This window comes from Alteromonas sp. ISO5 (assembly GCF_058105165.1).
The window spans coordinates 175,499-188,094 of record NZ_CM176572.1 but is presented as its reverse complement, the minus strand read 5'-3'; the positions used below and the strand labels follow the sequence as shown (position 1 = coordinate 188,094).

14 protein-coding genes are annotated in these 12,596 nt (G+C 48.5%); 6 read left to right on the top strand and 8 right to left on the bottom strand.

Annotation, left to right across the window (positions count from 1 at the left end):
- Together proC and AC2T0J_RS00815 are read right to left on the bottom strand one after the other, a co-directional pair.
- Positions 1 to 822 carry a pyrroline-5-carboxylate reductase gene (proC, locus tag AC2T0J_RS00820; RefSeq protein WP_489808315.1) on the bottom strand — a complete coding sequence of 274 codons (822 nt, stop codon included), beginning with the start codon at positions 820 to 822 and terminating at the stop codon, positions 1 to 3.
- Between the two features lie 9 nt (positions 823 to 831).
- The gene (locus AC2T0J_RS00815) at positions 832 to 1,527 is read right to left on the bottom strand and encodes a YggS family pyridoxal phosphate-dependent enzyme (RefSeq protein ID WP_489808314.1); all 696 of its coding nucleotides are present in this window, start codon (positions 1,525 to 1,527) and stop codon (positions 832 to 834) included.
- Positions 1,528 to 1,565: 38 nt separating this feature from the next.
- On the opposite strand from AC2T0J_RS00815, the gene AC2T0J_RS00810 reads away from it, so the two are divergent.
- The 4 genes from AC2T0J_RS00810 (at position 1,566) to AC2T0J_RS00795 (ending at position 4,918) form a co-directional block, all read left to right on the top strand.
- Positions 1,566 to 2,606 carry a type IV pilus twitching motility protein PilT gene (locus AC2T0J_RS00810; RefSeq protein ID WP_489808313.1) on the top strand — a complete coding sequence of 347 codons (1,041 nt, stop codon included), beginning with the start codon at positions 1,566 to 1,568 and terminating at the stop codon, positions 2,604 to 2,606.
- Between the two features lie 11 nt (positions 2,607 to 2,617).
- A complete protein-coding gene (locus tag AC2T0J_RS00805) occupies positions 2,618 to 3,733 on the top strand; it encodes a PilT/PilU family type 4a pilus ATPase (RefSeq protein WP_489808312.1) in 1,116 nt (371 codons plus the stop codon).
- 24 nt (positions 3,734 to 3,757) lie between these two features.
- Positions 3,758 to 4,042: a putative signal transducing protein gene (locus tag AC2T0J_RS00800; protein ID WP_489808311.1), complete on the top strand. Its 285-nt coding sequence runs from the start codon at positions 3,758 to 3,760 to the stop codon at positions 4,040 to 4,042.
- Between the two features lie 87 nt (positions 4,043 to 4,129).
- On the top strand, positions 4,130 to 4,918 hold the full coding sequence (locus AC2T0J_RS00795) for a lipase family protein (protein WP_489808310.1): 789 nt from the start codon (positions 4,130 to 4,132) through the stop codon (positions 4,916 to 4,918).
- Here AC2T0J_RS00795 and AC2T0J_RS00790 read toward each other — a convergent pair.
- From AC2T0J_RS00790 to AC2T0J_RS00770, 5 genes are all read right to left on the bottom strand, one after another.
- The gene (locus tag AC2T0J_RS00790) at positions 4,915 to 5,307 is read right to left on the bottom strand and encodes a phosphate-starvation-inducible PsiE family protein (protein ID WP_489808309.1); all 393 of its coding nucleotides are present in this window, start codon (positions 5,305 to 5,307) and stop codon (positions 4,915 to 4,917) included. The genes AC2T0J_RS00795 and AC2T0J_RS00790 overlap by 4 nt on opposite strands.
- Before the next feature lie 123 nt (positions 5,308 to 5,430).
- Positions 5,431 to 5,862 (bottom strand): Holliday junction resolvase RuvX, encoded by a 432-nt coding sequence (gene ruvX / locus AC2T0J_RS00785; RefSeq protein WP_489808308.1) that lies wholly within the window; start codon positions 5,860 to 5,862, stop codon positions 5,431 to 5,433.
- Positions 5,855 to 6,421, bottom strand: coding sequence for a YqgE/AlgH family protein (locus AC2T0J_RS00780; RefSeq protein ID WP_489808307.1), 567 nt, complete (start codon positions 6,419 to 6,421; stop codon positions 5,855 to 5,857). Before AC2T0J_RS00780 ends, ruvX begins: the two co-directional genes overlap by 8 nt.
- Positions 6,422 to 6,462: 41 nt before the next feature.
- Positions 6,463 to 7,410: a glutathione synthase gene (gshB, locus tag AC2T0J_RS00775; protein WP_489808306.1), complete on the bottom strand. Its 948-nt coding sequence runs from the start codon at positions 7,408 to 7,410 to the stop codon at positions 6,463 to 6,465.
- A 114-nt stretch (positions 7,411 to 7,524) separates the two neighbouring features.
- A complete protein-coding gene (locus tag AC2T0J_RS00770) occupies positions 7,525 to 8,253 on the bottom strand; it encodes a 16S rRNA (uracil(1498)-N(3))-methyltransferase (RefSeq protein WP_489808305.1) in 729 nt (242 codons plus the stop codon).
- Positions 8,254 to 8,905: 652 nt separating this feature from the next.
- On the opposite strand from AC2T0J_RS00770, the gene AC2T0J_RS00765 reads away from it, so the two are divergent.
- Positions 8,906 to 9,754: a mechanosensitive ion channel family protein gene (locus tag AC2T0J_RS00765; RefSeq protein ID WP_489808304.1), complete on the top strand. Its 849-nt coding sequence runs from the start codon at positions 8,906 to 8,908 to the stop codon at positions 9,752 to 9,754.
- A gap of 53 nt (positions 9,755 to 9,807) precedes the next feature.
- Here the strand turns inward: AC2T0J_RS00765 and AC2T0J_RS00760 are convergent, their stop codons facing one another.
- Positions 9,808 to 10,608, bottom strand: a complete 801-nt coding sequence (locus AC2T0J_RS00760) for a M48 family metallopeptidase (protein WP_489808303.1) — start codon at positions 10,606 to 10,608, stop codon at positions 9,808 to 9,810.
- A 200-nt stretch (positions 10,609 to 10,808) separates the two neighbouring features.
- On the opposite strand from AC2T0J_RS00760, the gene AC2T0J_RS00755 reads away from it, so the two are divergent.
- Complete coding sequence (locus AC2T0J_RS00755) at positions 10,809 to 12,590, top strand: choice-of-anchor I family protein (RefSeq protein ID WP_489808302.1); 1,782 nt, start codon at positions 10,809 to 10,811, stop codon at positions 12,588 to 12,590.
- The last annotated feature ends 6 nt before the right edge of the window (positions 12,591 to 12,596 follow it).

Here is a 12,596-nt window from a genome sequence, read left to right as displayed (position 1 = left end):
CTAAAATAAAGTAGCCATTTCTTCAGCACGTGCCACAGCGGCCTGCATTGCTTTGGCCACGATGCCTGGTAAATCGCTGTCGATTAACGAATTACATGCAGCAGCGGTTGTGCCTCCCTTCGATGTGACCTGAGCTCGCAACTCGCTCAGTTCAAGCTGTGGGTTTGCGCAAACCATTTCAGCTGCGCCTAACATGGCCTGCTGCACCAATACGCGGGCATCGGCCTGCGAAAACCCTTGTGCCATACATTCTTCCTGCATGGCTTGTAAGAATAAGAAAAAATAGGCCGGACTACTGCCGGCAGCTGCGATGACGCCGTTAATATCGTCTTCTTTTTCCACCCACAGGGTTTTGCCTACCGCGCCCATTACGTCTGCAACGTAATCGCGGTCTGTTTGTTGCACACTGTCGTCGGCATACAGCCCCGACATTCCTTTCCCGAGTAAGCTTGGCGTGTTGGGCATTACCCGCACTACCGGATACTCACCACCGAGCATTTCCTGTAACCGGGACACCGGCAGACCTGCTGCAATGGAGACAAAAAGCTTGCCGGTAAAGTCGGTGTTTTGCTGCATGGCGGCGCAGACATCTGCCATCATTTGCGGTTTTACGGATAACACAATGGCATCGGCAAACTGGCAGGCGTCGTCGTTGGACTGGGTAACATTAATCCCCAGTTCTTCCTCTATGGCATCGAGCTTTGGCCGCGAGCGGTTACTGGCAATGATAGCCTCTTTGGGATAACCAGACGCGACCAGTCCGGCAACAATACTACGGGTCATATTGCCCGCGCCAATAAATGCAAGTTTACGATGTTGCATGAGTCTCCTTTAATTTTGCTGTTGTCGGGCACCAAAAATAGCAGTGCCAATTCGTACCATGGTCGAACCATGGGCGATAGCTTCGCACATATCACCGCTCATCCCTACTGAAAGAGTATCAACAGTGTCGACCTGCTGAGCCAAATCATTATACAACGATTGCAAGACAGCGAGTGTTTGATGCTGAGCTTGTGGTGTTACTTCGGCTGCCGGTATTGCCATTAATCCCCGTAAGGATAACCGTGGCAGGTTTAGTATTTCTTGCACCAGTGCTGGCAGTTCGTCCGGAATAATGCCGGACTTAGTGGCTTCCTGCTCTATATTGAGCTGAATACACACGTTTAATGGTGGCATATCCGCGGGGCGTTGGTCATTGAGTCGTCTGGCAATTTTCAAACGATCAATAGTCTGCACCCAGTCAAAATGTTCAGCCACAATTTTAGTCTTATTTGATTGTATGGGGCCAATCATGTGCCATTCAATGTCTGACAGGTGCTTAAGGGTCTGAATTTTATCGACCCCCTCCTGAATGTAGTTCTCGCCAAACGATCGTTGTCCCGCTTCATACGCTAGCTCGATATCTGATACCGGTTTGGTCTTGCTAACCGCCAGTAATCGGACAGAATGGGGATTACGGTTAGCAGACGCTATGGCGTTATCGATTTCGTGACGTGCGTTTATCAGTCGATCTGCTATTGTTTGCATTAATACAACTCACCTACAGGTTATGGAGAAGTCAGGCTGTGGATATTACCGAACTTTTAGCATTTAGTGTTAAGAATAACGCATCAGACCTTCACTTGTCCGCAGGCCTTCCTCCGATTATCAGGGTGGATGGCGAAATGCGTCGGTTAAACGTTGACCCGCTCGATCATAAACAAGTGCATGCGCTGATTTATGAAATAATGAACGATAAACAACGTAAGGAATACGAAGAAAATCTGGAAACCGATTTTTCTTTTGAGGTAAAAGATCTCTCCCGGTTCCGGGTGAATGCGTTTGTACAAAATCGCGGTGCGGCCGCTGTTTTACGTACTATCCCCAGTAAAGTACTGACACTGGACGATTTAGGTGCGCCTGCCATTTTTAAGGAGATTATCAATCAGCCCACGGGGATCGTACTGGTCACCGGCGCGACCGGCTCGGGTAAGAGTACCACCCTGGCCGCCATGATTGATCATATTAACTCGCATAAGCGCGAGCACATACTGACCATCGAAGACCCCATCGAATTTGTACACGACAATAAGTTAAGCGTACTCAACCAGCGGGAAGTGCATCGCGATACGCATAGCTTTTCAAATGCCCTGCGATCGGCATTGCGTGAGGATCCGGACGTTATCTTAGTCGGTGAATTGCGGGATTTGGAAACCATTCGTCTGGCGATTTCGGCGGCGGAAACCGGGCATCTGGTATTTGGTACCCTGCATACTAACTCCGCCCCCAAAACCATTGACCGTATAATCGATGTGTTCCCGGCGGAAGAAAAAGCCATGGTACGTTCTATGTTGTCGGAATCGCTGCGTGCCGTTATTTCGCAAACCCTGTTGAAGAAAATTGGCGGTGGCCGGGTTGCGGCCCATGAAATCATGGTGGGCATACCGGCAATCCGTAACCTTATTCGTGAAGATAAAGTGCCGCAAATGTACTCGGTAATCCAAACCGGTCAGTCCCATGGCATGCAGACCATGGATCAGTGCTTACAACGTCTGGTGGCTACCGGTGTGATTACGCAACAGGATGCCATGGCCAAGATGGTTGATAAACAACGTCCGGGGTTTTAAGGAGTTAGCCTATGCTCGATCAACTTTTGCAGAACATGGTTGACCGCGATGCCTCCGATTTGTTCGTGACATCCGGTTTTGCCGTAAGCGCCAAGATTAATGGCAAGCTGACACCTCTGATGGAAACGTCGTTGACCGACCAGGCCGCGCTGGATTTGGTGCATGAGGCCATGAGTGATAAACAGCGCGATGAGTTTCATACCACCAAAGAATGTAACTTTGCCATCGCACGTGAGGGCATTGGTCGCTTCCGCTGCAGTGCGTTCTGGCAACGGGATCAGGCGGGTATGGTCATTCGGCGGATTGTCACCCAAATTCCCAATGCCGAGGATCTCGGTCTGCCACCGGTACTGAAAGACATTATCATGTCCAAACGGGGGCTGGTGTTGTTTGTGGGTGGAACTGGTACCGGTAAGTCTACGTCACTGGCTGCGTTAATAGGTTATCGCAATACCAATTCCCACGGCCATATTCTGACCATCGAAGATCCCATCGAGTTCGTGCATGAACACAAAAATTGCGTGGTCACGCAGCGTGAGGTGGGCATTGATACGCAGTCTTTTGATGATGCCCTGAAAAGCTCACTGCGGCAGGCGCCGGACGTAATCCTGATTGGTGAGATTCGGTCTATGGAAACCATGGAATATGCCATGTCGTTTGCCGATACCGGTCACTTATGTGTGGCTACGTTACACGCTAATAATGCTAACCAGGCCATTGAGCGGATCATGCATTTAGCGCCCAAGGATCAACACGACAAACTGCGCTTCGACCTCAGCCTGAATATCCGCGCCATTGTGGCCCAGCAACTGGTCCCCACCGTGGATGGTAAGGGCAGGGTCGCAGCCATTGAAATCTTGCTTAATTCCCCATTAATTCGGGATTTAATCCAGCGCAATGAAATTGGCAGCCTCAAAGAGGCCATGGAAAAAGGCAAGGAGCTGGGTATGCAGACCTTTGATATGGCCCTGTTTGACTTGTATAAAACGGGACGAATCAATCTTGAACAAGCATTGCATCATGCCGATTCACCGAACGATTTACGCCTGATGGTGAAGCTGGATTCAAATAATCCACAGAGCGACGGTCTGGGGTCGTTATCCGGCGTGTCTATTGATATGGATTAAGCTTTGATCAGGTTTAAATCAGGGGTGACGCGGTTTGTCATTCAGCAGTATTTCGATGCACTGACCACACAAGGGATCCCTTGTGTGGTGCGCAATCAGTTTATCAGTGGTGCCATGGGCGAACTGCCAGCTCAGGATCTTGAACCGGAACTCTGGTTAATTAATGCCGACGATCTGGTGTTCGCCGAGCGGGTATTATCGTCTCTCAAAGAGGATAACAACGCCGAAGCCTGGGTGTGCAATACCTGTCATGAACCCCAGGACGCCGAATTCAATTTGTGCTGGAATTGCCAGTCCCCCAAATGCTAGTTTAAACGCAAACTGAGTGTACTTATTGCAGCGCTTTCCCGTATATTAATGCCATCAAAACAACGTTTGCCGTCTGTCGACTAATCCATGAAAAAACTCAAGCGTTATCAATACGAGCGATACGCCATTCTTTGTCAGCTTGCTTATCCTGATGCCGAAGAAAATTACCAAAAAGTGTTGGAGCCCTTTCATGAACGCCAGTTAGTGGATAAATATGGTCGCATGAGCGTGCGCATTCTGTGGATGGATAATAAAAAAGAGGCCATCGTGGTATTCAGAGGATCGCTTGGACTCAGAGACTGGCTGGCTAACATGGTGTTTGTACCGGCTAAGATTAGACAGGTCGACCGTAATTTTTATGTTCACTGGGGGTTCAAGCGGCTGCTCAATCAACCCATGTTTTCCAGCACCAAAACCATTAACGAAGCTTTACCCCTGCGAGAGTTACTGGTTAAGGTATTGGAGCCACTGCGCCTGCAGGGCAAACGCTTTACGTTTACCGGACACTCTTCCGGCGGGGCGGTAGCGGTGTTGATGGCCGATTACTTTGAGCGGCAGAATAAGAAAGCGGTGAAACGGGTGGTGACCTTCGGCCAACCGGCAGTGGCCACGCGGGCCTGGAATAAACATTATTTACTGCATCATAAAACTTATCGTATTTGTTGCGATCTGGATATGGTGACCTTTATGCCGCCGTTTCCCTATTATTTCTGGCATGTGGGGAAAATGCTGTGGCTGCACGATGATCAGATTTACGAGAATACCCCTACTCATGAACGCTTTTTAAAGTCGTTGCACAGTTGGTTGTTACGTCCGATCACTTACCACTACATGCGCAAGTACATCCGCAATAAAACCTTGTTTGATGAGCACTAGTCGGGTTGACGGATTATACGGTTTTTAAGCTTATCCAAACTGTATTTATCTTTGATACTCATGATCAGAGCGGCAATGCTGAGCAATAAAATACTGCCTGATTCATATATCAGCACGATTTTATCCAGCTCCTTGCTCTGTAGAATAATCATTCGGCTGAGTGCTGTCATGGCGATAATCAGTGGCAGGGTAACCGGAATCCGGTTGCTGTTATAGTAAGCGGCCAGCATGCCCATGACTTCTGCGTAGATGAATAATAGCAGCAGGTCAGATAGTTCCACGGTGCGATACTCAACCATGTGCATAATTTCTGCACTCACCGCTACCAGTGTTGCCAGCATGATGAGGATCAGTAGAAGCTTTTCGATTTGCTCAATAAACCTGGACATAACCATTCCCTTACCGTTGGAATTTTCGTCAGTGTGAGCGAACCGTCTGGTGATGGCTATAACTATTTAGTATGATTTTTATAGTGCTAATTGATCAGGTGAATTAATTATTTTGGCGGGGGCTTAATCCCAGAGGTTTTCAAACCAGCTGGTAAAAATCAGACAGGCCGAGACGCTGTCGACTTTACCTTTGCTGAGTTTTTTATAGCCGCCTAGCTCAAAGAGCTGTGCTCTGGCATCGGCTGTGCTCAGTCGTTCATCATAGGTTTCAACCGGGGTGTTAAAACGGCCGTGCAATCGATTAGCAAATTTCTGTGACCGCTCGGTCATGGTCTGTGAAGTACCATCCATATTCAACGGCAGACCTACAACCACTATATGCGGTTGCCATTCATCATAGATTTTTTGAATCTTATCCCAGTCGGGAATGCCATCCCGGGCTTTGAGGGCTTCTAAGGGAGCGGCGGTGCCGGTGACTTCCTGACCAATGGCTACGCCAATGCTTTTGGTGCCAAAATCAAACGCCAGGACGGTGCGTTGTCCGGCCTCAGGCATGACCCACCTCAGGCGCAATTTGCCAGACATCAATACCAAGGCTGCTGACGGCAAGTTGCCAGCGCTGGTGGATAGGCGTATCGAACAGGATTTTGGGATCGGCTTCGATAGTCAGCCATGAGTTTTCCTTAATTTCCCGTTCCAGCTGACCCGCGCTCCAGCCCGCATAACCCAGTGTAATGATTGCCTGGTCGGGCCCACGATGATTGCCCAGCGCACTGAGTATGTCCTTCGAGGTGGTGACCATAATTTCCGAGGTGAGGTTCAGGCTTGAGCTCCAGCCGGGTTGAGGGCTGTGCAAAATAAAGCCGCGTTCCTGGCTCACCGGCCCCCCGGCCAGCACGATTTGCTGACCTTTCTCATCATCCACTTCGGCGTCTTTGTCGGCCTGTTCCAATAGTTCTTTGAGCGTCATATTGGTAGGTTGGTTAACCACCAGACCCATAGCGCCTTCCTCGTTGTGTTCACAAATATAGGTCAGGCTACGGGAAAAAAACGGGTCTTCCATTGACGGCATGGCAATCAGGAAGTGATTTGCCAGATTTTTCAGTTCAGTCATGTTCAGTACCTCGTTGGGCTGGTTTCCACAATACGATCGGTTTAGTTAAGTTTAGCTTCAATGGCGTCAAATAACTCGCCCGTTATATTTATATCGTACGAGCGCTCGATTTCTCTAACGCAGGTTGGGCTGGTAACGTTGATTTCTGTGATGCGATCGCCAATAACATCGAGTCCGACAAACATTAACCCACGCTCTACCAGTACCGGCGCAATGGTTTCTGCCAATGCCCGATCGCTGTCACTGATTGGCTGAGGCCGTCCTGTGCCGCCGGCAGCGAGATTTCCACGGGTTTCTCCCGCCGAAGGTAAACGCGCCAGACAATAAGGCATGACTTTGCCATTCACTATCAGCACTCGCTTGTCACCCTCTTTAATGGCCGGCAGATAGGCCTGCACCATCATTTGACTCTTGCCATTGTTGGTAAGGGTTTCAATAATCACGCCCAGGTTGGTGCCGTCTTCTTTAATTCGGAAAATTGATGCACCGCCCATGCCGTCAAGTGGTTTGCAGATAACATCTTTGTGTTTGGCATGGAACTGGCGGACCAGAGCTGCATTGCGGGTGACCAGTGTATCGGGGATCAACTCAGGGAAATAGGCCGTAAACAACTTTTCGTTAAAATCCCGCAGGCTCTGAGGCTTATTGACGACCAGTGCTCCCGCCCGCTCTGCCAGATCAAGAATATGCGTAGCATACAAAAACTCACTGTCGAAGGGTGGATCCTTACGCATCAGGATAACATCGAGGTCACCAAGCAGATACTGTTGTTCTTCGCCAAGCGTATAAAAATCGTGTGCCTGATCCCTCACTGTCACGGGGTAACCAATGGCTTTAGGCACGCCATTGTCGATATATAAATCTTTAAGTTCCAGGTAAATTAATGTCGCCCCGCGATGCTGAGCTTCTAACATCATTGCGAAACTGGTGTCTTTTTCTGGTTTTATTTTGGCAATGGGGTCCATTACCACGCCAACAGTATAGGTCATAGCACACTCTCTTTAGTCATATGAGACAAAAATGGAGGTAATAACCGCTTAATTCAAGTCAATGTGCGGTTACTGGTCGTATTTAATTACACCTTACAGGCGCAGGATTAACGATTATAAGTCGCCAAACGTTGCCTGTAATACAGACAGACCGGTGATAGCGGCAGTTTCTGTGCGTAAAATTCTGGGGCCAAGGGAGCAGGCAGTAAAACCGGCCTCCTGCGACTGATGAACTTCGGTATCGGAAAGTCCGCCTTCAGGACCAATCAATAAACGGTAGCCGGCATGGTTTGAGGTGAGCTGAGACAGGCGCTGTTGACTGCCTGGTGATAATACCAGGCGGGTTTGTGAGGTGGAGTCGGCCAACCAGCCTTTCAGTGCGGTGACCGGCTTTAGTTCCGGCAAGGTATTGCGGCCGCACTGTTCACAGGCGCCCTGAATAATTTTTTGCCACTGCAGTATTTTTTTCTGCCAGCGGGACTCATCCAGTTTCACCGGACAGCGTTCAGTAATTAACGGTGTAATGGTTGTTGCACCCAGTTCGGTGGCCTTTTGCAGGACTAAATCCATGCGATCGCCCTTTGATACACCCTGACCTAAGTGCAGGGGTAATGGTGACTGGGGGTCGATGGTGAGCCGGGAATCTACCTCGATGACAACCTGGCGTCGCTGAGCCAGTATGACCGTTGCCGGATATTCATTACCGTCACCGTTAAATAATACTACCGGATGACCATTTTTCAGACGCAGAACGTTTGCTACGTGATGCGCTACATCGGCAGTTAACGTTAGTTCACTGTCTACAGTAATGGTGTCGGGATGAAATAAACGAGGGATACGCATAAAACTGTCTTACCAAAGTGAAACGGCGGATAGTTTAGCTTTCATTCTGTTAGGAATACAATAAAACATCGCCGCAACAGTCAACACCATCGTAGCGATGCAGACTGTTATTTTGGGGCGAACGTATTTATGGATTGTGCCTGATTGACCGTCATTGATTTATTACGGCGGGCATGTACAGTGTGTTTTCCCTTGTCGCCCTTAAGCGCGTAACCAAGAATAAATAACACAACTATAAATAGACAACTAAGTAGTAACATTTTCTATTCCTTAAAAAATTTCTACTGGGTATCAGCAGTTACATCACTATGCCAGAACAGACACGGTGTATAAGCATGCCGACAAATACTTCTGAATGACCCTAAATACCTTTTCAGGCGCCTTCGTTGTTCCACTATGATGGAAAATTTGCGCTAAAAATATAGTCGTTTACGGTCCTCAGATCCAGTAAAAAAAAGGGCTGAGGTGGCCTTTCTTAAAAACTTAAATGCAATCAAATGATTAGCAAATTAAGCAGTAAAGCCTGTGTAAATAATACGCCAGAGGTGTGACAACTTAGTGAAATTATAGCGTAAAAAAAAAGTAATTCTGTTGCGCGGTTCATAGTAACACTGATAACTTACTGTTAGCTAAACAATTAAGGAATTTTAGTATGTTCACTCAAGAAGACATCGAAATGTATATTAATACTTACGCCATTCCGTGGGGTATTAACATTGCAATGGCACTTATTATTTTCATCATCGGTCGGATGGTCGTTGGTGTCATTATTTCTATGTTCGGCAAGTTAATGTCGAAATCTAAATACGACGATATGTTGGTCGATTTTTTGAAGTCGATTCTTAACGCAATACTAATGTTGTTTGTAATAGTGGCGTCGTTGGATGAATTAGGTGTAGATACAACGTCGTTAGTTGCTATTCTGGGTGCGGCCGGTCTGGCGATTGGTTTGTCACTTCAGGACTCGCTGAAAAACTTTGCCGCCGGTGTGATGTTGCTTGTCTTTAAGCCGTTTCGTGCAGGTGACTACGTTGAAGCCGCTGGCGTTGCTGGTACGGTAAAGAAAATTGGCATTTTTACCAGCTCAATGAACACGCCGGACAACAAAGAGATTATCGTGCCAAATGGTAAAATCTATGGCGACAATATTATTAATTATTCAGCCATGACTACCCGTCGTGTCGATATGACGTTTGGTATTGGCTATGGCGACGATCTGTTAAAAGCTAAGAACGTGTTAGAGCAAATGGTGAGGGAAGACGAGCGGATTCTGGAAGAACCAGCCCCGGTAGTGGCGGTATCCTCACTGGGTGATTCCAGTGTCAACTTTACCGTTCGTCCATGGGTCAAGAAGGAAGATTACTTTGCCGTGTTATGGGCGTTTACTGAAAATGTAAAACTACGATTCGACGAGGAAGGTATTTCCATACCGTTCCCTCAAATGGATGTGCATTTTTTCAAAGAAGCGGATAACACAGAGCAGAAAGAAAGCGCTGAATAAATCCGGTAAAAGTATAAAAAACGGCTCAATATGAGCCGTTTTTTGTGCCTGAACTACGGCTTACAGCTGGCTTTTTTGGGGCTGGCCTGATAGTCGGCCATAGCCGCATCCATATTGGCCTGTAGATTTTTAATCCGGCTGTCTGGTGCCGGGTGAGTTGAAAGCAATTCCATTGGACGGTCGCCGCCACTGGCCGCTTCCATATTACGCCACAAGTCAACAGACTGACGGGGATCGAACCCGGCTTTTGCCATAAGCTGTAAACCAATCAGATCGGCTTCTGACTCGTGAGTGCGGCTAAACGGCAGTTGGACACCCAACTGTAAACCCAGTCCGAGTGCACCCATAATTTCTGCGTTGTAAGGCACCTGATTGGCCGCCAGAACCTGATTGGCGACCTGTGAACCGGTTTGAATTAAGGTAGTCTGCGACATCCGTTCGTTACCATGCTGAGCTATAACGTGGCCGATTTCATGGCCGATTACAGCGGCAAGCTGATGCTGATTCGTCGCTACCTTTAACAAGCCGGTATAGACGCCAATTTTACCGCCGGGCAGCGCGAAGGCGTTTACCTGCTCGTCGTTAAACACCACGACTTCCCAGTCGCCTGAGTAAACTCCTGCCGGTACGTAAGGTAATAAAGTATCGGCAACACACTGAACATATTGATTCTGAGCGGGTTGTTTGGAGACCGGGGTTTCGCTTTTCATACTATCAAAGGCCTGAGCGCCCATGGCATTGAGCTGATCATTGCCAAATAATAATAACTGGTTACGACCGGTGGGAGAGGTTGCACATCCCACTAGGGTACTGGCAGTCATTGCCATTGCCAGTATATAAGCTGATAACTTCATCAATTTTATTCCTTTTTCAATCTGCCAGCCGTGTTACGACACGGGATTTAATATTTTTGTCACTCAAAGGACATGAAACTGTCACTCGGCTTTCCTACGCTTGGACGTTTAAGCAGGATTAACACGCTGAAATAGTCAAGTTACGTTCAGTGAGTGTCTTTGCTAAGCATACTTCAATTAACTATAAGAAAGGAAATGCAATGAAAGCGTCAATGTTCAAAACGAGTTTACTTGCGCTAACTGTAGCGAGTCTGTTAGCCGGTTGTAGTCTGGATGGCGATGACGGTGCAGATGGTGCACAGGGACCTCAGGGAGAAGCAGGTCCGGTGGGCGCGAATGGACAGGATGCAAATCAGGGCATTGAACTGGCAGTCATCGGACGAGCGTCCCTGGAAGCCGAAGGCGCGGCGGAAATCGTTCAGTATGATACTGCAACCGGCACAGTCTATGTAACCAACAGTGATTCAAATACGGTTGCCCTGGTCGATATCAGCGACTTATCTGACGTCGCCCTTGACAGTCCGATCACCGACTTAAACCTGACTGTGGGGTCAGAAGTAACTTTACCATCCGATGTGGATGGCGTTGCGCTGGATGGATTGACCAGCATTGCATTATCCGGCGATTTACTGGCCGTAGCCGTGCCTGCCGATGCCAAAGCTGATAATGGTTATGTCTTATTTTACTCCGGCGTATCTTCTGTAGCGCCGACCTTATTGAAAGCGGTTGAGGTTGGTAACCTGCCTGATATGGTGACCTTTACGCCTGATGGCAGTAAAGTGCTGGTGGCGAATGAAGGAGAACCGAGCGGTGATTACACTATCGACCCGGAAGGTTCGGTTGCTGTGATTGAAGTGGTTGAAGGTGTACCCGCAGACAGCGCAACGTTACTGGATTTTTCCGCTTACAACGCACAGAAAGCGGAGTTGGTGGCCATGGGAATGCATTTCCCCAACCCTGAAGGGCGCACTATTAATGGCGTAACCATCAGCACCTCGGTTGCCCAGGATGTAGAGCCTGAATATATTACGGCTAACAATGATATGGCTTACGTTACGTTGCAGGAAAATAATGGTGTGGCGGTTATCGACCTGAACACGCTGGAAATGAACGTGGTTGGTCTGGGCTTTAAAGACTGGAGTGAACTGAATATTGACGTGCAGGAAGACGGTGAGGTTGGCTTTGGTCAGTACGAGGGCCTGTACGGTGTTTACATGCCGGATACTATCGCCATGTTTAGCTGGAAAGGGGCGGACTTTCTGTTAACTGCCAACGAAGGTGATGCGCGTGAATACTTTATTTCAGAGGATATGAGCGAAACCGATTGTACTGCAGCAGGTGGTCAGGATTGGGACGATATGGAATGTCTGGCGTTTACCGAAGAAGTCAAACTAAAAAAACTCGACGCGGAGCCAGGCTCGGCACTGGAAGCGTTGCAGATGAACGGTGCAGCCGATGATCTGCGGGTGACTAACGCCTTAGGCGATGCCGATGGCAATGGCCTGTACGATGCAGCCTACAGCTACGGTGCCCGCTCATTCACTATCTGGGATCAAAATGGTCTGGTCGTGTTCGATTCGGGGGATGACTTTGAGCGCATTACGGCGTCGTTATATGGTAGCGCCTTTAACAATGGTGATGACGAAAACGAAGGGGATTCACGCTCTGAGAATAAAGGGCCGGAACCTGAAGCACTGACAGTAGGTGAGGTGGGTGAGCGTACCTACGCATTCATCGGACTGGAACGTATGGGCGGTATTTTTGTTTACGATATTACCAACCCTTACGACGCGTTCTTTGTTGAATACATCAATAATCGTGACGTTACCGAAGGCCTGGAGGTGGGCGATGCAATTGGTGATCTAGCGCCGGAAAGCCTGTTGTTTGTTACAGCTGATGAAAGCCCAACCGGCGCACCGGCACTGATCGTGGGTAACGAGGTAAGTGGGACGGTTGCGGTGTATTCGATCACCCAAAAATAACCGCAT

What these genes read in the sequence shown, in the direction of transcription:
- proC (WP_489808315.1), bottom strand. Translation starts at nt 822, where the DNA reads ATGCAACATCGTAAACTTGCATTTATTGGCGCGGGCAATATGACCCGT.
- AC2T0J_RS00815 (WP_489808314.1), bottom strand. Translation starts at nt 1,527, where the DNA reads ATGCAAACAATAGCAGATCGACTGATAAACGCACGTCACGAAATCGAT.
- AC2T0J_RS00805 (WP_489808312.1), top strand. Translation starts at nt 2,618, where the DNA reads ATGCTCGATCAACTTTTGCAGAACATGGTTGACCGCGATGCCTCCGAT.
- AC2T0J_RS00795 (WP_489808310.1), top strand. Translation starts at nt 4,130, where the DNA reads ATGAAAAAACTCAAGCGTTATCAATACGAGCGATACGCCATTCTTTGT.
- AC2T0J_RS00790 (WP_489808309.1), bottom strand. Translation starts at nt 5,307, where the DNA reads ATGTCCAGGTTTATTGAGCAAATCGAAAAGCTTCTACTGATCCTCATC.
- ruvX (WP_489808308.1), bottom strand. Translation starts at nt 5,862, where the DNA reads ATGCCTGAGGCCGGACAACGCACCGTCCTGGCGTTTGATTTTGGCACC.
- AC2T0J_RS00780 (WP_489808307.1), bottom strand. Translation starts at nt 6,421, where the DNA reads ATGACTGAACTGAAAAATCTGGCAAATCACTTCCTGATTGCCATGCCG.
- gshB (WP_489808306.1), bottom strand. Translation starts at nt 7,410, where the DNA reads ATGACCTATACTGTTGGCGTGGTAATGGACCCCATTGCCAAAATAAAA.
- AC2T0J_RS00770 (WP_489808305.1), bottom strand. Translation starts at nt 8,253, where the DNA reads ATGCGTATCCCTCGTTTATTTCATCCCGACACCATTACTGTAGACAGT.
- AC2T0J_RS00765 (WP_489808304.1), top strand. Translation starts at nt 8,906, where the DNA reads ATGTTCACTCAAGAAGACATCGAAATGTATATTAATACTTACGCCATT.
- AC2T0J_RS00760 (WP_489808303.1), bottom strand. Translation starts at nt 10,608, where the DNA reads ATGAAGTTATCAGCTTATATACTGGCAATGGCAATGACTGCCAGTACC.
- AC2T0J_RS00755 (WP_489808302.1), top strand. Translation starts at nt 10,809, where the DNA reads ATGAAAGCGTCAATGTTCAAAACGAGTTTACTTGCGCTAACTGTAGCG.